Annotated in this window: 21 protein-coding genes and 1 tRNA gene; 14 read left to right on the plus strand and 8 right to left on the minus strand. The window is 59.5% G+C overall.

What is annotated here, in order from left to right:
• Positions 1-139: 139 nt before the first annotated feature.
• The 3 genes from alaS to V8J85_RS03305 are packed head-to-tail and all read left to right on the plus strand — an operon-like array spanning position 140 to position 3,566.
• Entirely contained in the window at positions 140-2,797 is a 2,658-nt protein-coding gene (gene alaS / locus V8J85_RS03295) for an alanine--tRNA ligase (RefSeq protein WP_339952194.1), read from the plus strand.
• A complete protein-coding gene (locus tag V8J85_RS03300; protein WP_339952196.1) occupies positions 2,794-3,081 on the plus strand; it encodes a DUF1330 domain-containing protein in 288 nt (95 codons plus the stop codon). Before alaS ends, V8J85_RS03300 begins: the two co-directional genes overlap by 4 nt.
• Positions 3,078-3,566 (plus strand): MOSC domain-containing protein, encoded by a 489-nt coding sequence (locus V8J85_RS03305; protein WP_445285869.1) that lies wholly within the window; start codon positions 3,078-3,080, stop codon positions 3,564-3,566. Before V8J85_RS03300 ends, V8J85_RS03305 begins: the two co-directional genes overlap by 4 nt.
• A 51-nt stretch (positions 3,567-3,617) precedes the next feature.
• Here the strand turns inward: V8J85_RS03305 and typA are convergent, their stop codons facing one another.
• The 3 genes from typA to V8J85_RS03320 form a co-directional block, all read right to left on the minus strand.
• Positions 3,618-5,435, minus strand: coding sequence for a translational GTPase TypA (typA, locus tag V8J85_RS03310; RefSeq protein ID WP_339952198.1), 1,818 nt, complete (start codon positions 5,433-5,435; stop codon positions 3,618-3,620).
• Between the two features lie 178 nt (positions 5,436-5,613).
• Positions 5,614-6,822, minus strand: coding sequence for an NADP-dependent isocitrate dehydrogenase (locus tag V8J85_RS03315; RefSeq protein ID WP_339952200.1), 1,209 nt, complete (start codon positions 6,820-6,822; stop codon positions 5,614-5,616).
• An 88-nt stretch (positions 6,823-6,910) separates the two neighbouring features.
• Positions 6,911-6,987 (minus strand) — tRNA-Ile (locus V8J85_RS03320).
• A gap of 282 nt (positions 6,988-7,269) precedes the next feature.
• Between V8J85_RS03320 and purM the strand changes: the two genes are divergently transcribed.
• The 4 genes from purM (at position 7,270) to V8J85_RS03340 (ending at position 10,607) form a co-directional block, all read left to right on the plus strand.
• Complete coding sequence (gene purM, locus V8J85_RS03325; protein ID WP_339952202.1) at positions 7,270-8,310, plus strand: phosphoribosylformylglycinamidine cyclo-ligase; 1,041 nt, start codon at positions 7,270-7,272, stop codon at positions 8,308-8,310.
• Positions 8,307-8,903 (plus strand): phosphoribosylglycinamide formyltransferase, encoded by a 597-nt coding sequence (gene purN / locus V8J85_RS03330; protein ID WP_339952204.1) that lies wholly within the window; start codon positions 8,307-8,309, stop codon positions 8,901-8,903. Before purM ends, purN begins: the two co-directional genes overlap by 4 nt.
• An 82-nt stretch (positions 8,904-8,985) precedes the next feature.
• Entirely contained in the window at positions 8,986-10,143 is a 1,158-nt protein-coding gene (gene rnd, locus V8J85_RS03335; protein ID WP_339952206.1) for a ribonuclease D, read from the plus strand.
• 59 nt (positions 10,144-10,202) lie between these two features.
• Positions 10,203-10,607, plus strand: coding sequence for a SufE family protein (locus V8J85_RS03340; RefSeq protein ID WP_339952208.1), 405 nt, complete (start codon positions 10,203-10,205; stop codon positions 10,605-10,607).
• On the opposite strand, the gene V8J85_RS03345 is transcribed toward V8J85_RS03340, so the two are convergent.
• Genes V8J85_RS03345 through V8J85_RS03355 form a run of 3 tightly spaced genes read right to left on the minus strand, consistent with a single transcriptional unit; the run spans position 10,602 to position 12,152 of the window.
• Positions 10,602-11,222 (minus strand): DUF1638 domain-containing protein, encoded by a 621-nt coding sequence (locus V8J85_RS03345; RefSeq protein ID WP_339952210.1) that lies wholly within the window; start codon positions 11,220-11,222, stop codon positions 10,602-10,604. The genes V8J85_RS03340 and V8J85_RS03345 overlap by 6 nt on opposite strands.
• On the minus strand, positions 11,215-11,391 hold the full coding sequence (locus tag V8J85_RS03350; protein ID WP_339952212.1) for a hypothetical protein: 177 nt from the start codon (positions 11,389-11,391) through the stop codon (positions 11,215-11,217). The genes V8J85_RS03345 and V8J85_RS03350 overlap by 8 nt, the downstream gene beginning before the upstream one ends.
• 53 nt (positions 11,392-11,444) lie before the next feature.
• Positions 11,445-12,152 (minus strand): corrinoid protein, encoded by a 708-nt coding sequence (locus tag V8J85_RS03355; protein WP_339952214.1) that lies wholly within the window; start codon positions 12,150-12,152, stop codon positions 11,445-11,447.
• 134 nt (positions 12,153-12,286) lie between these two features.
• Here V8J85_RS03355 and V8J85_RS03360 point away from each other — a divergent pair, with 134 nt between their 5' ends.
• Complete coding sequence (locus V8J85_RS03360; protein WP_339952216.1) at positions 12,287-13,369, plus strand: PA0069 family radical SAM protein; 1,083 nt, start codon at positions 12,287-12,289, stop codon at positions 13,367-13,369.
• Between the two features lie 245 nt (positions 13,370-13,614).
• Here V8J85_RS03360 and bmt read toward each other — a convergent pair whose 3' ends face one another.
• Complete coding sequence (bmt, locus tag V8J85_RS03365) at positions 13,615-14,631, minus strand: betaine--homocysteine S-methyltransferase (protein ID WP_339952218.1); 1,017 nt, start codon at positions 14,629-14,631, stop codon at positions 13,615-13,617.
• 131 nt (positions 14,632-14,762) lie between these two features.
• Positions 14,763-15,077 (minus strand): DUF1476 domain-containing protein, encoded by a 315-nt coding sequence (locus V8J85_RS03370; protein WP_339952220.1) that lies wholly within the window; start codon positions 15,075-15,077, stop codon positions 14,763-14,765.
• Positions 15,078-15,209: 132 nt separating this feature from the next.
• Here V8J85_RS03370 and purC point away from each other — a divergent pair, with 132 nt between their 5' ends.
• The 6 genes from purC to V8J85_RS03400 all read left to right on the plus strand — a co-directional run bounded on the left by purC (position 15,210) and on the right by V8J85_RS03400 (position 23,260).
• Positions 15,210-15,974 (plus strand): phosphoribosylaminoimidazolesuccinocarboxamide synthase, encoded by a 765-nt coding sequence (gene purC / locus V8J85_RS03375; protein WP_339952222.1) that lies wholly within the window; start codon positions 15,210-15,212, stop codon positions 15,972-15,974.
• A 12-nt stretch (positions 15,975-15,986) separates the two neighbouring features.
• Entirely contained in the window at positions 15,987-16,217 is a 231-nt protein-coding gene (gene purS / locus V8J85_RS03380) for a phosphoribosylformylglycinamidine synthase subunit PurS (protein WP_339953063.1), read from the plus strand.
• Entirely contained in the window at positions 16,217-16,885 is a 669-nt protein-coding gene (purQ, locus tag V8J85_RS03385) for a phosphoribosylformylglycinamidine synthase subunit PurQ (protein ID WP_339952224.1), read from the plus strand. Before purS ends, purQ begins: the two co-directional genes overlap by 1 nt.
• Positions 16,886-16,929: 44 nt before the next feature.
• Positions 16,930-18,684 (plus strand): sensor histidine kinase, encoded by a 1,755-nt coding sequence (locus V8J85_RS03390; RefSeq protein WP_339952226.1) that lies wholly within the window; start codon positions 16,930-16,932, stop codon positions 18,682-18,684.
• Between the two features lie 10 nt (positions 18,685-18,694).
• Positions 18,695-20,026, plus strand: coding sequence for a sigma-54-dependent transcriptional regulator (locus V8J85_RS03395; protein WP_339952228.1), 1,332 nt, complete (start codon positions 18,695-18,697; stop codon positions 20,024-20,026).
• Positions 20,027-20,626: 600 nt separating this feature from the next.
• Positions 20,627-23,260 (plus strand): Rne/Rng family ribonuclease, encoded by a 2,634-nt coding sequence (locus tag V8J85_RS03400; protein WP_339952230.1) that lies wholly within the window; start codon positions 20,627-20,629, stop codon positions 23,258-23,260.

Raw genomic sequence — 23,260 nt, forward strand, 5'->3', positions numbered from 1 at the left:
ACGCCTACGTTGTCACTGACAGCGGAGAATATCCGGGAAGGGGTGTCGCTGTGCGGCACCCTTTTTCGTTGTCTGTAGACAGGGCAGGGATGCAGGGCTATCTCTGCGCTTCAACGCAGTGTTAACCTGAGAGTCTGCCATGACCGCCCTTGCCGATATCCGCGCGACGTTTCTGAACTATTTCAGCAAGAACGGCCACGCGGCAGTCGCGTCAAGCCCGCTTGTGCCGCGCAACGATCCGACGCTGATGTTCGCCAACTCCGGCATGGTCCAGTTCAAGAACCTCTTCACCGGGGTCGAGACGCGCGATTATACCCGCGCGACGACCAGCCAGAAATGCGTGCGCGCCGGGGGCAAGCATAATGACCTCGACAATGTCGGCTATACGGCCCGGCATCTGACATTCTTTGAAATGCTGGGAAACTTCAGCTTTGGCGATTATTTCAAAGAGACGGCCATTCCCTATGCGTGGGAGATGGTGACGAAAGAGCTGGCAATTCCGGCCGAAAAGCTGCTCGTCACCGTTTACCACACCGACGATGAAGCGGCTGATCTGTGGAAGAAGGTCGCCGGCTTGCCTGATGATCGGATCATCCGCATCGCGACGGACGACAATTTCTGGATGATGGGGCCGACCGGGCCGTGCGGCCCGTCATCCGAGATCTTCTATGACCATGGCGATCATATCTGGGGCGGACCCCCCGGATCACCCGAGGAAGATGGCGACCGGTTCATCGAAATCTGGAACCTCGTCTTCATGCAATATGAGCAGTTCGCCGATGGATCGCGGGCGGAACTGCCGAACCAGTCCATCGATACAGGCATGGGGCTGGAACGAATTTCATCGTTGCTGCAGGGCACCAACAACGTGTTCGAAACCGATCTGATGAAGGCGCTGGTCGAGGCCTCAGCCGATGCAACATCGACTGGCACGGATGACGATATCGTGGTGCATCACCGGGTGATTGCGGATCACTTGCGCTCCACGTCGTTCCTGATTGCCGAGGGTGTGCTGCCCTCGAATGAAGGGCGTGGCTACGTCCTGCGTCGCATCATGCGCCGCGCCATGCGCCATGCGCATCTGCTGGGCGCGAAGGATCCGGTGATGCATCAGTTGGTGCCCGCATTGGTGCAGCAGATGGGGGCGGCTTACCCTGAATTGGGGCAGGGGCAGCGATTGATCGAAGAAACCTTGCTGAATGAAGAAGTCCGGTTCAAGCAGACCCTGGATCGCGGGCTGAAGCTGCTGGATGACGAATTGGCCGACCTGCCGGACGACGCGGCGCTGCCCGGGGCGGCGGCGTTCAAGCTGTATGATACCTACGGCTTTCCGCTCGACCTGACGCAAGACGCGCTGCGCGAAAAGGGGCGTGAGGTTGATACCGACGGTTTTGATGCCGCGATGGCCGAACAAAAGGCCAAGGCGCGCGCGGCCTGGTCCGGCACGGGCGAGGCAGCGGATAGTGCTGTCTGGTTTGATATCGCCGACGAACATGGCACGACCGACTTTCTAGGTTACGATACGCTAACGGCAGAGGGCGAAATCGTGGCGCTGGTGACTGACGGTGCCGTGACGGACAAGGCCGATGGTAGGGTGCAGATCGTGCTGAACCAGACGCCGTTTTACGCAGAGGCGGGTGGCCAGGTTGGCGATGCCGGTATGATCAAGACGGAAACCGGCACGGCGCAAATCACCGACACCAAGAAGGTAGCCGGGCTTTACATGCACTTCGCCGAAGTCACGGAAGGTACGTTGTCCAAGGGGCAGGCCGCAGAGTTGGCGGTGGACGCAGATCGGCGGGCCAGGATCATGGCCAACCACTCGGCCACGCATTTGCTGAACGAGGCACTGCGTGAGGTATTAGGCGATCATGTCGTGCAGCGCGGATCGCTGAACGCGCCGGATCGCCTGCGCTTTGATTTCAGCCACACGAAGGCGCTTTCTTTGGAAGAACTGGAACAGCTCGAGCGTGACGTGAACGCCGTCATCCGCCAGAACGGCGCTGTGGAAACCCGGATCATGACGCCCGACGACGCGCGTGAAATGGGTGCACAGGCCCTGTTTGGCGAAAAATATGGCGATGAGGTGCGTGTCGTATCTATGGGCCGTAAAGAGGGTTCGGGAAAGGGAACGGATGGGAACACCTATTCGCTCGAACTATGCGGCGGGACGCACGTAAAGCAACTGGGTGAGATTGGGGCCTTTGTGACGCTGGGCGACAGCGCGTCAAGCGCGGGGGTGCGGCGGGTCGAGGCGCTGACAGGACAGGCCGCGCTGGATTATTTGCGGGCGCAGGATCATCGGTTGGCGCAGGCGGCATTGGCGCTGAAAGCCCCCGCGACCGAAGTGGCGGATCGGGTCAGGGCGCTGTTGGATGAGCGCAAGACGCTTACCAATGAGGTCGCGCAGTTGCGTCGTGATCTGGCGATGGGCGGCGGCGCGACGTCGTCACAACCCGCCGAAGTCATCAACGGGGTCGCGTTTCACGCGCAGGTCATGACCGGTGTCACAGGCAAGGACCTTCCATCGTTGATCGATGATATCAAATCGCGGATGGGCAGCGGTGCTGTCCTCTTGATCGCGGATACTGGCAGTAAGGCTGCCGTTGCGGTGGGTGTCACCGATGACATGATCGGGCGTGTTTCTGCCGTCGATATTCTGCGCGCGGCAACGCCCGAATTGGGCGGCAAGGGCGGCGGCGGTCGCCCGGATATGGCGCAGGGTGGCGGCGCATCGGCCGAAAACGCCGAGGCGGCGATTGCGGCGGCGAAAAAGGTCTTGGAGGATGCGAAATGAGCGCGTTGTGGATTGCCCATGTAACCGTCACGGATGAGACCGCTTATGGCGAGTACGCCAAACGGGCGACGGTCGCCATTGCTGATCATGGCGGCGTGTTCCTTGCCCGCGGTGGCGCTTATGAACAACTTGAAGGGCCTGATCGGTCACGGAACGTCGTGGCGCGCTTTCCCAGCCTGCAGGCGGCGCATGATTGCTATTATTCCGATGCCTATCAAGACGCCCTGAGCTTTGCCAAAGGTGCGTCGCAGCGTGAGTTGAGCATCGTCGAAGAGATTGCGTGAAAGGTCAACTGGCCGAAATGATGGCGCGCCATGCGGTGCCGGGTCGGCTCGACTGGATCGGGCTGCGATCAGCGCGCCATGCGCCTGTCGATATCGTCGAAACGGCCGAACTGACCGAGGGTGGATTGATCGGCGATCATGGTCGCGCAGGCAAGCGTGCCGTCACCCTGATCCAGGCCGAGCATCTGCCGGTCATTGCGGCGCTTTCGGGAAACGCAGATGTGGCACCCGAACGGCTGCGGCGCAACCTGGTCGTGTCCGGATTGAATCTTTGGGCAATCCGCAAGGGCCAACTTAGGGTCGGCGACGCCGTGATCGAACTTTATGGCCCATGCCCACCGTGTTCGCGGATGGAGAAAGAGCTTGGGCCAGGTGGCTACAACGCGATGCGCGGCCATGGCGGTTGGTATGCGTCGGTTATCACGCCCGGCAGGATAACGGTTGGTGATGTGGTTGAACCCATGTTCCACCCGCCCCGGACCTGATCCGGGGCCTCCACCTTGATTGTGAGGTCCCGGCGCAAGGCCGGGACGGGTTTAACTTGCCCGCGCTTGCCTTTTGCGTTCGTGCGGATCCAGGAACCGTTTGCGCAAACGTATCGCATTTGGCGTGACTTCGACCAACTCATCGTCGTCGATATAGGCAATCGCCTGTTCCAGCGACATGATCACGGGCGTGGTCAGCCGCACGGCCTCGTCCGTGCCGGATGCGCGGACATTCGTCAGCTTCTTCCCCTTCAGCGGGTTCACTTCCAGATCGTTTTCGCGGCTATGCTCACCGATGATCATGCCGGTGTAGACAGCCTCTTGCGCGCCGATGAACATCTTGCCCCGGTCTTCGAGGTTCCACAGGGCAAAGGCAACCGACGTGCCGTTTTCCATGGAGATCAGCACGCCTTGACGGCGCCCTTCGATCTTGCCCTTGTATGGCGTCATGCCGTGGAACAGCCGGTTCAGCACCCCCGATCCGCGTGTGTCCGTCAGGAATTCACCGTGATAGCCGATCAGCCCGCGCGATGGGACATGCGCGATGATGCGCGTCTTGCCCGCACCTGCGGGTTTCATCTCGGCTAGATCGCCTTTGCGTGGGCCGGTCAGCTTTTCGACCACGACACCGGTATATTCGTCGTCGACGTCGATTGTGACCTCTTCCACGGGTTCCATCCGTTGCCCGTCTTGTTCGGTGAAAATCACCTGCGGACGGGAAATCGACAGCTCAAACCCTTCGCGGCGCATGTTTTCGATCAATACACCCATCTGAAGTTCGCCACGGCCCGACACCTCAAAAGCATCGCCGCCCGGCGTGTCGGCAACCTTGATCGCGACATTCACCTCGGCCTCTTTCGTCAGGCGCTCGCGGATGACGCGCGATTGGACCTTTTTGCCATCGCGTCCGGCCAGTGGGCTGTCGTTGATCCCGAACGTTACGGTAATGGTCGGTGGATCAATCGGCTGGGCGGGGAGCGGGTCATCAACGCTTGGATCGCACAGCGTGTCTGCCACCGTCGCCTTGGTCATGCCCGCAATGGTGACGATGTCACCTGCCTCGGCGACGTCAATGGGTTGCTGTGCCAGGCCGCGAAACGCCAGAACCTTGGATACGCGGAACTGTTCGATCTTTTCACCTTCGCGGGTCAGCGCCTTGACCGTGTCACCGGCTTTCAACGTACCCGCCTCGACCCGACCGGTCAGGATACGTCCGATGAATGGATCGGCCGACAGCGTTGTGGCAAGCATCTGAAAAGGTTCGCCTTTTCGCGCGATCTGCTTTGGCGTGGGGACGTGATCGACGATGAGATCGAACAGGGCCGACAGGTCCTTGCGCGGGCCATCGAGCTCGGCATCGCACCAACCCGCACGGCCGGACGCATACATCGACGGAAAATCCAGCTGTTCATCGCTGGCATCCAACGCCGCGAACAGATCAAACACCTCGTCGACGGCTCGGTCCGGCTCACCATCCGGTTTGTCGACCTTGTTGACCACCACAATGGGGCGCAGGCCCAACGCCAATGCCTTGGAAGTCACGAACTTCGTCTGCGGCATCGGTCCTTCGGCCGCATCGACCAACAAAACAACGCCATCGACCATGGACAGGATCCGTTCGACCTCGCCCCCGAAATCGGCGTGGCCGGGCGTGTCGACAATATTGATCCGGGTCCCTTTCCATTCAACCGACGTGCATTTGGCGAGGATCGTGATCCCGCGTTCGCGTTCGATATCGTTGGAATCCATGGCCCGTTCGGATACAGCCTCGTTTTCGCGGAACACGCCCGATTGTTTGAGAAGTTCATCGACCAGCGTCGTCTTGCCGTGGTCGACGTGCGCGATGATCGCGATATTGCGGATATCCATGGATCGGGCCTTTTGGGTAAGTTGCCGGGCGGATACCGCGCATCTGCAGCAAAGGCTAGCCCCTAAAATGCCTGTGCACGCTGCGTACACACAGCGTGCACACGCTGTACACACACCGTGCGCACATATAACGAAAAGGGCCGCAAGCGGCGGCCCTTTGAAAACAGCTTTGGCGGGCTTACATCGCCGCGTTCAGGTTCTCGTCGATCTTTTCGAGGAAGCCTTCGGTCGTCAGCCATTTCTGATCCGGGCCGACAAGCAGCGCCAGGTCCTTGGTCATGTCGCCGCTTTCGACTGTGTCCACGATGACCTTTTCCAGTGTTTCGGCGAATTTCATCAGCTGCGCGTTATCGTCCAGTTTCGCGCGGTGCTTGAGCCCGCCGGTCCAGGCAAAGATCGACGCGATGGAGTTGGTCGACGTCGCCTGACCCGCCTGATGCTGGCGATAATGGCGGGTGACGGTGCCATGCGCCGCCTCGGCCTCAACGATTTTCCCATCGGGTGTCATCAGCTGTGATGTCATCAGCCCAAGCGAGCCAAAGCCTTGCGCAACCGTGTCGGACTGAACGTCGCCATCATAGTTCTTGCAGGCCCAGACGAAACCACCGGACCATTTCATGGCCGCGGCGACCATGTCGTCGATCAGGCGGTGTTCATAGGTGATCCCGGCCTCTTTGAACTTGTCCGCGAATTCCGCGTCAAAGATCCGCTGGAAGATCAGCATGAACTGACCGTCATACTGTTTCAGGATCGTGTTCTTGGTGGACAGGTAGACCGGCCAGCCGAGCGACAGACCGTAGTTGAACGATGCGCGGGCGAAATCCTCGATCGATTTGTCGAGGTTGTACATGCCCATATAGACACCGGATGATGGCGCATCGAAGACCTCGTGTTCGATGACTTTCCCGTCTTCGCCCACGAATTTCATTGACAGTTTGCCGGGGCCGGGGAATTTCATGTCGGTCGCGCGGTATTGGTCGCCATAGGCGTGGCGGCCGATTACGATGGGCCGGGTCCAGCCGGGGACAAGGCGCGGAACATTCTTACAGATGATCGGCGCGCGGAAGACGACGCCGCCCAGGATGTTGCGGATCGTGCCGTTGGGCGAGCGCCACATCTTTTTCAGACCGAATTCCTCGACCCGGCCTTCGTCGGGCGTGATCGTCGCGCATTTCACGCCAACGCCGATTTCCTTGATCTTTTCGGCGGCGTCGATGGTGATCTGGTCATCGGTGCGGTCGCGTTCCTCGATGCCGAGGTCATAGTAGAGAAGGTCTACGTCCAGATAGGGCAGGATCAGTTTCTTCTTGATGAAGTCCCAGATAATCCGGGTCATTTCGTCACCGTCGAGTTCGACGATGGGGTTCTCTACCTTGATCTTGGACATCAGTCCCTCCGCATTGCTTGGATTCTGTCGCTGCCATAGCGCAAAACATCGGGAACGGAAAGTCCGTATGCAGTCGTATACAGAAAGGTGGTAGGCCCGGCAGGACTTGAACCCGCAACCAAAGCGTTATGAGCGCTCTGCTCTGACCAGTTGAGCTACAGGCCCTTCCTGATGTGTCACTATCAGACGGGAAAACCGCGTCAAGTTTCTCGGCCGGTGTTGTCGTGAGTGTGTTTATGAGGTGGTGCCGTCCGCGAAATGCCGGACGGCACCACATTCAAACGCTAGCGCAGTACAAAAACATGAGGAGGTTGCTTTTGTCTGTCCCAGGCATCATGCCCCGAGAAAGATTAACAAGGCCTAAACAATGTGAGAATAATTGCCGCTTCCGTTGCGCTAACCGGTTCCATCCGCTATCGCAGCCGCAACTGCGAAACAGGGGCGACAATGACGAAAAATGGCCTGACATACGCTGATGCGGGCGTCGATATCGACGCGGGGAACGATCTGATTGACCGTATCAAGCCAGCCGCGCAGAAGACAAAGCGCCCCGGCGTTATGGCCGGGCTGGGCGGATTTGGGGCGCTGTTCGATCTTAAGGCGGCTGGCTATGTAGACCCCATTCTGGTGGCGGCGACCGACGGTGTGGGCACTAAGCTGCGCATTGCGATTGATACCGGCAATGTCGATACGATCGGTATCGATCTGGTCGCGATGTGCGTCAATGATCTGGTCTGTCAGGGCGCAGAGCCATTGTTTTTCTTGGATTATTTCGCAACCGGGAAACTGGAACTGGACGCGGCGACCCGGATTATCGAAGGGATTGCCGCGGGATGTGAAGCGTCGGGTTGCGCCCTGATCGGCGGAGAGACCGCTGAAATGCCGGGTATGTATCACGATGGTGACTTTGATCTGGCAGGCTTTGCGGTGGGCGCGATGGAGCGGGGCGCGGACTTGCCTGCGGGTGTTTCAGCAGGAGATGTGTTGCTTGGCCTCGCCTCGGATGGCGTGCACTCCAACGGTTATTCACTGGTGCGTCGGATCGTCGATGTTTCGGGCCTGACCTGGGCGGATCATGCGCCTTTTGCGTCCGGCAATCTGGGTGCTGCATTGCTGGCCCCAACACGGCTGTATGTGAAACCCGCGCTTGAGGCGGTACGGGCAGGGGGCGTGCATGCGCTGGCCCACATTACGGGCGGTGGATTGACCGAGAATCTGCCGCGCGTCCTGCCGGATGGCTGCGGTGCGCAGATCGATCTGGGCGCGTGGGCCTTGCCGCCTGTTTTTACATGGCTCGCCCAAACAGGCGGCATGGCAGAGGCCGAAATGCTGAAGACCTTCAATGCCGGGATCGGCATGGTGCTGGTGGTTAACCCAGCGCAGGCTGATCAACTGACCTGCTTGCTGACGGATGCGGGTGAAACCGTCTATCGGATCGGCCAGGTGAAAGACGGCGAAGGCGTTACCTATCAGGGCAGTCTTTTGTGACCAAACGTGTCGCGATTCTGATTTCGGGCGGCGGATCGAACATGGTGTCGCTGGTCGATTCCATGAAAGGCTATCATCCTGCGCGGCCTGTTCTGGTGATTTCGAACAATCCGGATGCCGGTGGGCTTGCCAAAGCACGGGCGCGACATGTGCCCACATTCGTGATCGATCACCGCCAGTTTGGCAAAGACCGCCCCGCGTTCGAGGCCGCATTGCATGACGCTTTGTGCAAGGCGCGCCCGGATATCATTTGCCTTGCCGGGTTCATGCGCATCTTCACGGCTGATTTCATCAGACAATGGGAGGGTCGAATGCTGAATATCCACCCGTCGCTGCTCCCGAAATACAAGGGGCTTCACACCCATGCCCGCGCGCTTGAGGCAGGCGATACCGAACATGGTTGCAGCGTGCATGAGGTGACCGCTGAATTGGATGGCGGACCGATCCTCGGGCAGGCGCGCATACAGATCGAACCCGATGATACGCCCGAGACCCTGGCCGCGCGCCTTTTGCCGCTTGAGCATCGCTTGTACCCTGCCGTCCTGCGCCGTTTCGCCGTCGGGGATCGCAGCAAGGTCACACTTTCCGGCTGATTTTTCTGGGTTCTTTCCTTGGGGCGGCTCTTAGCCTATAAAACCCAACTGGGTGGGGTGGCCCCAATAAGACGGAACCTGAATGAAGACGATCACCACGACCGAAGGCCTGAAGGCGTTTTGTGAAGCAGCAGCCCAGCGGCCTTACGTCACCGTCGATACAGAGTTTCTGCGCGAGCGGACCTACTATTCCAAACTTTGCCTTGTTCAGTTGGCTTACCGTGATGAAAGCGGTGAGGATGCGGTGTTGGTCGATCCGCTGGCCGATGATCTGTCGCTGGAACCGCTTTACGATCTGTTCCGCGATGTCGGTGTGGTAAAGGTCTTTCACGCGGCCCGACAAGACCTTGAGATTTTCTTTGTCGATGCGGGTGTGATCCCGGAGCCCTTGTTCGACACGCAGGTGGCCGCCATGGTCTGCGGGTTCGGCGAGCAGGTCGGGTACGAAACATTGGTGCGCAAGATCGCCAAGGCGGATCTGGACAAGTCGTCCCGTTTTACGGATTGGTCACGTCGCCCGCTGACCGACGCGCAGGCGAAATATGCGTTGGCCGATGTGACTCATTTACGCGACATCTACGAAGATTTGTCGGCGCGTCTGAAACAGACGGGCCGAATAAAATGGGTGGCCGAGGAGATCGGCGTTTTGATGGACCCGGCGACCTATCGGGTCGATCCGGCAGAGGCCTGGCAGCGGGTGAAGACACGTACCCAGTCGGGTCGCTTTCTGGCGATTGTGCGGGAACTGGCGCGGTTCCGCGAGATTTACGCGCAAGAGCGCAACGTGCCGCGTAACCGTGTGTTCAAGGATGACGCGCTGGTCGAACTGGCCTCGACCAAGCCGCAGAGCGAGCAGGATTTAGGCCGGTCCCGTCTTCTGCTGCGCGAGGCGCGGCGTGGGGATATCGCCGAAGGTATCCTGACCGCCATCAAAACCGGGCTGGAGACAAAGCCCGAGGATATGCCGCGCCCAGACAAAAACCGTGCAAAGCTGCAGGTCAACCCGGCGCTTGCCGATATGCTTCGGGTGTTGTTGAAGGCGAAAACCGATGAAGCGGGGGTGGCGCAAAAGCTGATCGCGCCGTCCGCTGATCTGGACGCGCTAGCGGCGGGTGAGAGGGATGTGGCGGCCTTGAAAGGCTGGCGGCGCGAGGTGTTCGGCAAGGATGCCTTGGCCCTCTGCGAAGGCAAGATCGGTCTTGCCGTTGACGGCCAAAAGGTGGTGACCGTCGCGCTTTGATCTGGACGCCGCAGGGTGCCGCGCCTATGTCAAACGGTGCAGATGAAAGGCACCTGGCGATGGCGAACCCCGACTTTGAAGAACTGGTCGAAACCTTTGAATTCCTTGACGATTGGGAGGATCGTTACCGTCATGTGATCGATATGGGCAAGGCGATGCCACCCTTGGAAGACGCTTTGCGTGTCCCCGCGACCAAAGTGGATGGCTGTGCCAGTCAGGTCTGGCTTGTCCCGCAGATCACGGACGGCGTTTTCAGCTTTCGCGGTGACAGCGATGCGATGATCGTTCGTGGACTGATCGCAGTTCTGCTGACGCTTTATGACAAACAGCCGGTTGCGGATGTCCTGGCGACGGATGCGGCGGCAGAATTGGGCCGGTTGGGTCTGAACGATCACCTGTCTGCGCAACGGTCGAACGGGCTGCGGGCGATGGTCGCGCGGATCAGGGAAACCGCGGCGTCATAACCCGGCGAGGGCGGTCTTAAGATCGCCGTATCCGGTGAACCGCCGTTCAAACGCCAGGCCAAGCCGGTCTGCGCAACTCTGCGCCTTTTCAGTCAAAGTGGGATCGTCTGTCTGCGCTTGATAGACGAGCTTGTCGTAGTGCTGGAAATACATGTCCCGCAGGTCCGGATGCCGGCCCAAGCCAAGCGGTTCCCAGACAAAGGCGTCGAACTGGCGCACAAGGAAGTCGGTCAAGTAAAAGGCCGTCATCTCGTCCCGCGCGGCGAAGACATCGTTGCCTTCGAAGAACGCATAGCAATGCGGGCCAGCGACCATTTGCACGCCCAATTCATCACATGCGGCCTGCAACAATCCGCCGGTGCCGCAATCGGCATAAACGACGAACATGTTTTCATAGGCCCCGCGATGTTTTGCCACCGCATCCCGCACGGCAGGCACGATCCGTTCCGGGTGGTTATGCAGGATCGCGGGCAGGCATTGCAGGTCGAGGTGGTCCCAGCCGTTCGCGTTTTTCAGGGCCAGAATTTCGCGGGCCAAGGCACCGCAGGCGATCAACAGCACGTGCCCCTGACCGTGCGGCGCGAGCCCCTTGGTGGTCAGGGTCTGGTCATCCATCGCGGCGGCGCAGGATCACCGAGGCGATCAGCGCGACAAGCCCGAGGATCGCAAAGGCCGGCACTGGTGTGATGCTGGCATGCACCGCGACTTCGGCGACGACCCAAATCGAGAGGGCGGAGAAGGCAATGACGGCGATGATCATGAATGCGAAATAGCGAAATGGCATCGGAAAACTCCTCTGCCAGTCTACATGTGCATGCGGCACGGCCATGTAAAGGGTCAGCCTGCGGCCACGCCCTGATTATGTTTGCGCGCCATGAAGGTCTTGGCCGTCTCCACCGCAACGGCGGCGTCCCGACAATAGGCGTCGGCGCCGATCGCCTTGCCAAATTCTTCGTTCAGCGGCGCACCGCCGACCAACACGACATAATCGTCGCGAATGCCTTTTTCGACCATCGTGTCGATGACGACCTTCATGTACGGCATCGTCGTCGTCAGCAGGGCCGACATGCCGAGGATATCGGGTTGTTCGGTTTCCATCGCCTCGAGATACGCCTCGACCGCGTTGTTGATCCCCAGATCGACAACCTCGAACCCGGCGCCTTCCATCATCATCGAGACGAGGTTCTTGCCGATATCGTGAATGTCGCCCTTGACCGTGCCGATCACCATCTTGCCCACGCGCGGCGCGCCGGTTTCTGCCAAGAGTGGCTTCAGGATCGCCATACCGCCTTTCATGGCATTCGCGGCCAGCAACACCTCGGGGACGAACAGAATGCCATCGCGGAAATCGTGACCGACGATGGTCATGCCGCCGACAAGTGCCTCGGTCAGGATGCGGTAGGGTTCCCATCCGCGTTCGAGGAGGATATTCACCCCTTCCTCGATCTCTTCCTTCATGCCGTCATACAGGTCGTCGAACATCTGCTGGACAAGCTCTTCGTCGTCCAGTTCCGACAGGATGATGTCGTCTTCTTCGTCGGACATTGCGGCGCCTCTTTAATCAATCACATATGCAGTCTTGCGCCCGATTGTCGCGCAGGACCAGCACAATAGCGACATTCGCAGAAACGTGACCGACTCTCCATTGCTGGCGTTCATGAAATGTTCTAATAACGATTATGTCCGAATACCCTGTGAAAGCGTTGCATCGCACGCCCGGTCGTGCAGCGGGATCGAACCCGGACAACCGGTTCGATATGCAGCATCGCGAGGTCGTGGATGACGGATGGGCGCGGGACGAAGATCTGCCGGTGTTGCGCACCGAGGTGACTGAAGAGATGGCGCGCAAGGTCATCACCCGGAATACGTCACCGGATTTGTCGTTCGATCGGTCGATCAATCCCTATCGCGGGTGCGAACATGGCTGCATCTACTGTTTTGCCCGGCCCAGCCATGCCTTTCTGGGTCTGTCGCCGGGTCTTGATTTCGAAACAAAGCTGATCGCCCGGCCCAATGCGGCAGAACGGTTGCGGAAAGAATTGTCCAATCCACGCTATCGACCGGCGACCTTGGCGATCGGCACGAATACCGACCCGTACCAACCGATCGAGCGTGATCGTGGCATCATGCGCGCGATCCTGGAGGTTCTGCGGGATTTCAACCATCCCGTTGCGATTGTGACCAAGGGGACGCTGATCGAACGGGATGCAGATATTCTGGGCGACATGGCCGCGAAGAACCTTGTACGTGTCGGCATTTCGGTGACGACGCTGGATAATCAGGTGTCGCGCGCGATGGAGCCGCGGGTGCCGCTGCCCGCCGCGCGGCTGCGCACGATCCGAAAGCTGACCGATGCGGGTATTCCGATCCGCGCGATGGTGTCACCCGTCATCCCGGCGTTGACGGATCACGAGATGGAGGCGATCCTGACCGCCTGCAGCGATGCGGGCGCAGTGGCTGCCTCATCGATCGTCCTGCGCTTGCCGTTGGAAGTCGCGCCGTTATTCAAGGATTGGCTGCAAGAATACTTCCCGGATCGGGCCGCGCGGGTGATGGGCCGTGTACGCGAATTGCATGGCGGCAAGGATTACGATCCGGAATTCGGGCGCCGCATGGTGGGGCAGGGGGAATGGGCTACGATAATGCAACAGCGGTTCAAACTGATCACGCGGAAACTGGGGTTGGACCGGTCGTTGTCGCCCTTACGCACCGATCTGTTTGCGCGACCGGCGCAAGCTGGTGACCAACTCTCTTTGTTCTGACCGCATTGAAAACTTAAATGTCGGAGCCTCCGGCGGAGGTATTTATAAACAAAAGAAGGATCCACCCCTGCACCGACCAATGACCGGGCAGGGGCTTCTTCCGTTACGGCCATCGGCTCCTCAGCCTGTGCCGCATCATCACCATCACGCACTTTGGTTAAGTGAGGGTAAATCCGTCTTCTTTTGTTCGAAAATACCTCGGGGGAGGCCGCAGGCCGGGGGCAGCGCCCCCTCCGACCGTCCGATCAGGCGCGGCGGCGGCGTCCGCGCCGTGGACTGGCCTGCGGGCCTGCGCCATCGGTGCCATCGGATTCAGAGGAGAACCCACCCAAAGCTGCAGCGATCACATCCAGCGTCGGCGCATCGCCCTTGGGCCGTGTCTCCAGCGCCTCCCGCATCTTCCGCAAATGATCGGGCGTCGTGCCACAGCAGCCGCCGATGATCGTCGCGCCGCAATCGCGGGCGAGTACTGCGTAATCCGCCATCAGATCAGGCGTGCCGTCATAATGGATATGACCATCGTGATACTTTGGAATCCCCGCGTTGCCTTTGGCGATCAGCGGGGTGTCCGGCCCCAAGGCGTTGAAGCCGAGCACCGTCCGCAGAAGATCGGACGCACCCACGCCGCAATTCGCGCCGAAAGCCAATGGTTGATGGTCGAGTTTGCCTACCATCTTGACCATATCCGCAGAGGTGTGGCCCATCATCGTGCGCCCTGCGGTGTCGAAACTCATCGTGCCGCACCATGGCATGTCGGCACGCGAAAAGGCCTCGGCGGCCGCTTTGAATTCATCCGACGCGCTGATCGTTTCGACCCACAACACGTCCGCGCCGCCGTCTTTCAGGCCCTCGGCCTGTTCGTGGAACATCTCGACGGCCGCGTCGAAGGTCAGGCTGCCCATCGGCGCCATGATCTCACCCGTCGGCCCGACGGAGCCTGCGACGATCACGGGATGATCCGCCTGATCGGCCACGTTGCGTGCAATCTCGGCTGCGGCCTTGTTCAGCTCGTGCACGCGCCGTTCGGCAGAATGCAGTTTCAGACGTGAGGCATTGGCGCCGAAGCTGTTGGTCAGGAACAGATCACTGCCGGCTTCCACCGCCCCACGATAGAGGGCGTCAATCTTGTCGGTTTCCTCGACATTCCACATTTCCGGGGCGTCGCCAGACATCAGCCCCATATTGAACAGGTTGGTGCCTGTGGCGCCGTCGGCCAGTAGCCAGTCGCGGGTTTCGAGTAACGCGGAAAGGGGATTTGTCATGGGCGCCGATGCTCCTCGCGATGTGCTGATCGCTTGTCACGCGCCGCAATGCCGCGCAATCACAAACGATCGGCGCCCACTTGATAAATTTGCATGATCATCATGATGCGGGGTTCATTAGGCTCCGGATGTCAGAGCTCGCTCAGCAACTGTGCTTTCGCCTCGGCCATGAATTCGATCATTTTCGTCCTGATCGTCACTTCGTCCGCGCGTTCGCCCAAGTCACCGGCCAGCTTGCGATAGACGTCTTCGTCGCCGGGTTCCTCGAAATCGGACTTGATCACCTCTTTGGCGTAGGCTTCGGCATCCGCCCCGCTTTTGCCAAGCAGATCGGCCGCCCATAGCCCGACCAGCTTGTTGCGCCGCGCTTCGGCCTTGAACTGCATTTCGGCGTCGTGGGCGAATTTGGCCTCAAAAGCGTGTTCGCGGTCTTCAAAGGTGCTCATTTCCGGGGCCTCTTGCGTTGGATACTGGCATGGCCCTGATATGCCCTCGCATCTGCTTGCCCGCAAGGGGTGCTTGGCTTATGAGGCGCGGTAAGTTGCCCGTTTTGGGCATGTTATGGTCAAGAGGTCCATATGGCACGCCGCAAGAAGATCTATGAGGGCAAAGCGAAGATTTTGTATGAAGGCCCCGAACCGGGCACGCTGGTCCAGTATTTCAAGGATGACGCCACCGCCTTCAACGCCGAAAAGAAGGATGTGATCGAAGGCAAGGGCGTGCTGAACAACCGCCTGTCCGAGTTTTTCATGACCGGTCTGACCCAGATCGGCATCCCGACCCATTTCATCAAGCGCCTGAACATGCGCGAGCAGTTGATCCGGCAGGTCGAGATCATTCCGCTGGAGGTCATCGTGCGCAACTTTGCCGCCGGGTCGATGGCCAAGCGGATGGGCATGGAAGAGGGCACACCGCTGCCGCGCCCGATTGTCGAATTTTCCTACAAGGACGACGGCCTTGGCGATCCGCTGGTGCCCGAGGAATACGTCATCGCCTTCGGCTGGGCCACGCAGCAGGACATGGACGACATCGTCAGCCTTGCCCTGCGTGTGAATGACTGGATGTCGGGCGTGATGTTCGGGGTCGGTATCCGGCTGGTCGACTTCAAGATCGAGGTCGGTCGTGTCTGGGACAACGAATTCCCCCGTCTTCTGCTGGCGGACGAGATCAGCCCCGACAGCTGCCGTTTGTGGGATATCGAAAGCGGGCAGAAGCTGGACAAGGATGTCTTCCGCCGCGATCTGGGCAATCTGACCGACGCCTATACCGAGGTGGCCAGACGTCTGGGCGTGATGCCGTCGAACGTGACCCACCGGCCCGCCAAGCCCACATTGATCAACTAGAAAGGCCCGATGATGAAAGCCCGCGTGCATGTGATGTTGAAAAATGGCGTTCTTGACCCGCAGGGCGAAGCGGTGCGCCACGCGCTTGGGTCGTTGGGCTTTGACGGGGTTGAAGGTGTGCGACAGGGCAAGGTGATCGAGCTTGATCTGGTGGATGAGACCAGCGCGGCGACGATCAACGAGATGTGTGAAAAGCTGCTCGCCAATACGGTTATCGAAAGCTACCGGGTCGAGGTGCTTTGATGCGCGCTGCCGTCATTGTTTTTCCCGGATCGAACTGTGATCGCGACATGGCCGTGGCGTTAAAGACCGCAGGGGCGGATGTGCACATGGTCTGGCACAAGGATGCGGACCTGCCCGATCGTGTCGATCTGGTCGCCGTGCCCGGCGGTTTTTCATTCGGTGATTACCTGCGCTGTGGCGCGATTGCCGCAAATTCGCCGATCTGCAAGGCCGTCATCGCCCATGCGGAACGCGGGGGCTATGTTTTGGGTGTGTGCAACGGGTTCCAGGTCTTGACCGAAACCGGTCTGCTTCCCGGCGTATTGATGCGCAACGCAAACCTGAAATTCGTGTGCAAAACCGTTGATCTTAAAGTGGAAACATCGGAAAGCGCCTTTACCCAAGGCTATGATGCCGGCGACATCGTTTCTTATCCTGTCGCCCATCATGACGGAAACTATACGGCCGGCCCCGAGACGTTGAAGGCGCTTGAAGGTCAGGCACGTATCCCGTTTCGGTATGTCCGGAATCTCAACGGCTCTGTCGCTGATATCGCCGGTGTTTTGTCGGAAAACCGGCGCGTTCTGGGCCTGATGCCCCATCCAGAACGCGCGGTAGACGTTGGCCACGGCGGGACCGACGGTCAGGCGCTTTTCCGCGGCTTGTTGGGTGAATTCCTCCCCGCGTGATTTGCGTTCTTGCTGCTATGGGGGTGCGGCTTTAGACTGCTGCCATGTCGGAACCGGTTAAACTGAAGACGCGACGCGCGCAGGGCAGATGGTATCTGCGTCTGTCGATCCTCGTGATCTGTCTGTTCGCCGTGATCGTGATTTATGTCAGCAACCAGTTTCTGACGCAGCGCTTTACCGAAACCATTCGCAATCGCGCCGATGTACGGCTGGCCAGCCATGTGGGTGATCTGGTCAGCGAACTTCGCAACAGCGCGCTGGGTCTGCAGTTTCTGGCCCGGGATCCGGAACTGATCACGGCGTTGGTGGATACGAATTATTCGTTGTCGACCGCGCGTTTGTTGTCCTTTGTGGATGATTTCGGCGCATCGTCCCTGATGTTGCTGGATCGCGATGGACGTGCCGTGGCCGCGACGGATCGGAACCGGATTGGCGAATTTCATCGATCCGAACCTTATTTCATCAATGCACAACGCGCGACCCAGACGATTTATACGACACACAAAGACGAGGACGGGGCGTTTTCATTCGTCTATTCCCGCCGGATCGAGTTGGATGGAGAGTTTTTGGGTGTCATCACCGTGGGTCTGGATGTCCCCACGCTCGAACGTGGCTGGGCCGGGTTTTCGGATGCCGTGATCGTCACCGATAGCGACGGCACGATCATCATGGCGACCGAGCCCAAATGGCGTGGCCTGGCCGAGGACGATGCCCTGACGCGGCAATCGGCCCCATCGGCCATCGAACGCGCGATCCGCCTGACCCAGGGCTGGGCCGCATTGCCCGCTGACGCCTACCTGAGCGGCGAGGCCGTTCTGCGCCGTGAGGCGCGCGTGCCGCATCAAGGTTGGAAGATGGTCAGCTTTACCGCCTATTCGTCGGTACGCGAGCGGGTGAATGGTATCTTGGCACTGGAAGTGATGGGATTCGCCCTGATCCTGGCGGTCGCGTTTTATTTGATGTCGCGAAAGACGGCGTCGCGGCTGGTGTTTTTCCAGCGGGAGTCAGCAGAGCTTCGCGCATTGAACCGCAGGCTGCAGCGGGAAATCGCCGAGCGTGAGAAGGTCGAAAAGACACTGCAGGTGGCTGAACAGACCATCGCGCAATCGTCCAAACTGGCCGCCCTGGGCGAGATGTCGGCGGCGGTGAGCCACGAATTGAACCAGCCGCTGGCGGCGATGAAAACGTACCTGGCGGGGGCGCGGTTGCTGCTGCAGCGGAAACGTCCCGATGAGGCGCTGTCGTCATTTCAGCGGATCGATGATTTGCTGGAACGTATGGGTGCGATTACACGGCAGTTGAAATCCTATGCCCGCAAGGGATCGGATGCGTTCGAACCCGTTGATACTAGGGCCGCCGTGTCATCGGCGTTGGCGATGATGGAGCCGCAGTTGAAGACCCGCGCGGTGAACATCATCCGTACATTGCCGAATGAGCCGGTGATGATTTTGGGGGACCGACTGCGTCTCGAACAAGTGATCATCAACCTCTTGCGCAATGCGTTCGATGCCACGAAAAGTGCCAGCAATCCAACGATTGAGATTTTGCTGGCCGCCGGTGAAAAGGTCAGCCTGCAGATCAGGGATAACGGGCCGGGGATCGAGAACCTGAATGAGCTGTTCGAACCATTTTATACCACCAAAGAGCCCGGGGATGGCGTCGGGCTGGGCCTTGCCATCTCATCCGGGATCGTCAACGATTTGAACGGACGCCTGACCGCGCGCAATGCGGTCGATGGTGGGGCGATATTCGAAGTGCAACTGCCTGCCTTGAAACAGGATGTGGCGGCGGCGGAGTAAGGAAAAGATCATGTCGAAAGCTATGAAAATCGCGATTGTGGATGACGAAAAGGACATGCGCCAGTCGATCAGCCAGTGGTTGGCGCTGTCGGGGTTCGACACAGAGACCTTTGCGTCGGCAGAAGATGCGTTGAAAGGGTTAGGGAATGATTACCCCGGCGTTGTGGTCAGCGATATCAAGATGCCGGGCATGGACGGAATGCAGTTTCTCAAAAAGCTGAAGGGCGTTGATAGCTCGCTCCCTGTGATCATGATCACAGGCCATGGCGATGTGCCAATGGCCGTTGAGGCGATGCGCGTGGGCGCGTTCGATTTCCTTGAGAAGCCGTTTAACCCGGACCGCATGACCGAGCTTGCCAAGAAAGCGACGCAGGCGCGTCGTTTGACGTTGGACAACCGTGCGCTGCGGAAAGAATTGTCCGATGGCTCGGCCCTGATCAAAAAGCTGATCGGTCAGTCGCCGCCGATGGAGCGGTTGAAAGAGGATATTCTGGACCTTGGGCAGGCCGATGGTCATGTGCTGGTCGAAGGGGAGACCGGGACGGGTAAGACCCTTGTGGCACATGCCCTGCATGCCGTCGGTGCGCGAGCGAACAAGAAGTTCGTTTTGCTGAGTTGTTCGGCCTATGACGAAGAAACCCTTGGTCGCCGCATCTTTGGCCCCGCCAATGATGATGAGCCGATCCCTGCGATGGAAGAGGCGCGGGGCGGGACGCTGGTTCTTGAGGATATTGAGGCACTTAGCCATGCGCTGCAGGCCCGTTTGCTGACCGCGATCAACGATCAGGGCACGCCTGCCGAGACGCGGATTGTGGCGATCTGTAACCTGCAGGAACAGGACAAGACCTGTGAAAGCGTGCTGCGTCCGGACCTGTTTTACAGGCTGGCCGCGCTGCGGATCACGGTGCCGCCGTTGCGGCAGCGGGGGGAGGATATTCTTGCCCTGTTCACCCGTCTGAGTGAGCAATTCGCCGATGAATATGGTTGCGAGGCGCCGGAGGTCAGCGCGCAGGAAGCGGCGCAGTTGTTGCAGGCACCGTGGCCCGGTAACGTGCGGCAGTTGATCAATGTGGCCGAACGTGCGGTGCTGCAAAATCGCCGCGGGACGGGGTCGATCGCGTCGCTTTTGATGGCCGATACGGAAGACAGCAAGCCTGCCATGACGACCGAAGGCAAGCCGCTGAAAGAGTTTGTCGAGGCGTTTGAGCGGATGCTGATCGACAATACGATGCGGCGCCATAAGGGATCGATCGTTTCGGTGATGGAAGAATTGTGCCTGCCGCGCCGGACGTTGAACGAAAAGATGGCCAAGTACGGGCTGCAAAGATCGGACTATTTGTAAACGTGCGTTAATGCAACTTGAGGGCGATTAACGGCGATCCGCGTTTGAAACGGTTAGAACCCTGCAAATCAGGGTTAACAGCTGTGAAAACAGGTATTTTGGCTGTCGGAATTCCGTCGGAAAAGCGTCGGACTTCCGTCGGACATTTTGTCGGACTTTTTGCGGGTTAACGGACCGTACTGACACAATGTTTTACAAGACCTTAACGACACAGGCCCGGTTTTCGCATGATGGAGATCGCCGAAATTGTCATTGTAAATCACTACACACCTCCCTTATGTATGGAGAAAGGTCGCGTGTCGCGGCCCGAGAGAATTCTCTGCCCGTCACGATCACCGATCAGACGGCAGCTGATTTGGCCGAAAGGTCAGGAGAACGCCCTTGGCTGCGGGATACTCAACCGCGGACCGGGCCTTGAACGGGCCGCAGCTTATAGCGGTCGGAGAAGAAACGCGATGCAACGCGCGCAAGAGAGAGCAAACGCATTGGCCGCCCCGAGGGGTGTCATCTTTGCCCGCGCGCAGATCGCCTTAAATAGACATGCCACGCGAACAAGTGCCCCCCCGGGGGCAAAACCGTCGTGTCATGCAAATGGACAACATGCCAAAGAAAATGCTTATCGATGCGACGCACGCGGAGGAAACTCGCGTCGTCGTTGTAGACGGGAACAAAGTCGAGGAATTTGATTTCGAAAGCCAGTTCAAGCGACAGCTTGCTGGGAACATTTATCTGGCCAAGGTGACACGGGTTGAACCGTCGCTGCAGGCCGCTTTCGTGGATTATGGCGGGAATCGCCATGGTTTCCTCGCCTTTTCGGAAATTCACCCGGATTACTATCAGATACCGGTCGCCGACCGCGAGGCGCTGATCGCCGAGGAAAGGGCCTATGCCGAGGCGCAGAAGGCCGAAGCCGATGCGGAAGACGCAAAGGACGAAAAACCCAAACCAAAGCGCCGCCGCAAGCCCAGGGCGAAGGCCGCAGAGGCCGAAGGTGATGACGCGGTCGCCACGGCCGAGGTGGAGACACCGGAAGAGGAAACATCCGGCGATATCGCAGGGATGGAGACGATCGACCTCGATGCCGACGAAGAGGGCAGTTCGCCCATGGAATTGGTCGGTGAGACGCCGGTCGACACGCCTGCCGCCGGTGAAGAGGATGACGAGGACGACCAGCCTTACGTCGCCATGGATGATGCATCCAAGAAGGATGAAACCATCGAAAGCGTCGCCGAGGAGGATGACACGGACGATGTGCGCCCCGTTCGTAAGCCGCGCCCGAAACGGTATAAGATTCAAGAGGTTATCAAGGTTCGTCAGATCCTGCTGATCCAGGTGGTCAAGGAGGAGCGCGGCAATAAGGGCGCTGCCTTGACGACCTATCTGTCGCTGGCGGGCCGGTACTGCGTGTTGATGCCCAATACCGCCCGTGGTGGCGGGATCAGCCGCAAGATCACCAATGCCGCTGACCGCAAGAAGCTGAAAGAGATCGCGGGTGCGATGACTGTTCCGGATGGGGCCGGTTTGATCATCCGTACCGCTGGTGCGCAGCGCACCAAGGCCGAGATCAAGCGGGATTATGAATACCTGCAGCGCATGTGGGAGCAGATCCGCGAACTGACCCTGAAATCCATCGCGCCTGCGAAGATTTACGAGGAAGGCGATCTGATCAAGCGTACGATCCGTGACCTTTATTCCAAAGAGATCGATGAGGTGATAGTGGCTGGTGAAGCTGGCTACCGGACGGCCAAGGACTTTATGAAGATGATCATGCCGTCCCACGCCAAGAACGTGAAGTATTACGCCGAGCAGCTGCCGCTTTTCGCCCGTTATCAGGTCGAGGGCTATCTGGGGGGCATGTTCAATCCGACGGTGCAGTTGCCGTCGGGCGGCTACATCGTGATCGGGATCACCGAGGCATTGGTGGCGATCGACGTCAACTCTGGCCGTGCGACCAAGGAAGGGTCGATCGAGCAGACGGCGCTGAAGACCAACCTTGAGGCTGCTGATGAGGTAGCCCGTCAGTTGCGGTTGCGTGATTTGGCTGGCCTGATCGTCATCGACTTTATCGATATGGACGAGCGGCGGAACAATCAGGCGGTCGAGAAGCGGTTCAAGGAGAAGCTGAAGACGGATCGGGCCCGGATTCAGGTCGGGCGGATTTCCGGCTTTGGCCTGATGGAGATGTCGCGTCAGCGGTTGCGCCCCGGTATGCTCGAGGCGACAACGCAGATGTGTGCGCATTGCCACGGCACCGGACTGTTGCGGTCGGATGACAATGTGGCCCTGGGCATAATTCGCGCGTTGGAAGAAGAAGGCGTGCGGGGGCGCAGCAAGGAAGTGTTGATCAAGGCGCCGATCGCGATCGCCAATTTTCTGATGAACGGCAAGCGCGAGCATATTGCGGATATCGAGGCCCGCTATGGCATGTCGGTGCGGATCGAGTGTGATCCGACGCTGGTGTCGCCTGACTATGCGCTGGAGAAATTCAAGACGGCGACGCGGATCGTCCCGGATGCGATGCCGGTGGTGACCAGCAACATCGTCATGGATGATGACGATGAGCCGGAAGAGGTTGCCGCCGAAGAGGTCGATGAGACCGAAGACAAGCCCAAGCGCAAGCGCCGTCGTCGGAGGCGCCGTCGGGGTGGCGGGAACAATGGTGACGGCCAGCAGAATGATGCGGCACAGAACGACGGCGATCAGAAGGCCGACGAGGTGCCGACCGAAGCGGCAGCGGCCCAAGAGGCGCAGTCCGACGAGGCGGTGACCGATGAAGCGCAGCCATCGGAAGCGGTGACGGAAGACGCGCCGGCGGCGGAAGAAAAGCCGAAGCGCAGCCGAAGCCGGAAGAAGAAAGCCGATGCGCCTGCTGAGGATGCAGCGGCCGCGAAGGAGGCTCCGGCTGAGGAAAAGCCCGCGCCGAAGAAGCGGACACGCAAGAAGAAGGAAGAGGTCGCAGCCGAGAGTGTGGCCGATGCGGATCCCAAAACGGAGACCGAACCGGCGACGGAAGAAAAGCCGAAGCCCAAGCGTCGGAGCCGGGCCAAGCCGAAAGCGGATACCGAAGAAGCGCCGACACCGGCACCGGAACCTGTGGCCGAGGCGCCAAAGGAAGACACCCCGGCGCCGGCTGAACCAGCGAAAGAGCCCGTGGCGGCGGAAACCGCGCCAGTGGCTGACGACACCCCACCCAAGCCGAAGCGCAAGGGTTGGTGGTCGCTCGGGCGGGGATGA

Origin of the sequence: Yoonia sp. 2307UL14-13, from assembly GCF_037572755.1 — a bacterium.
Lineage (GTDB): Bacteria > Pseudomonadota > Alphaproteobacteria > Rhodobacterales > Rhodobacteraceae > Yoonia.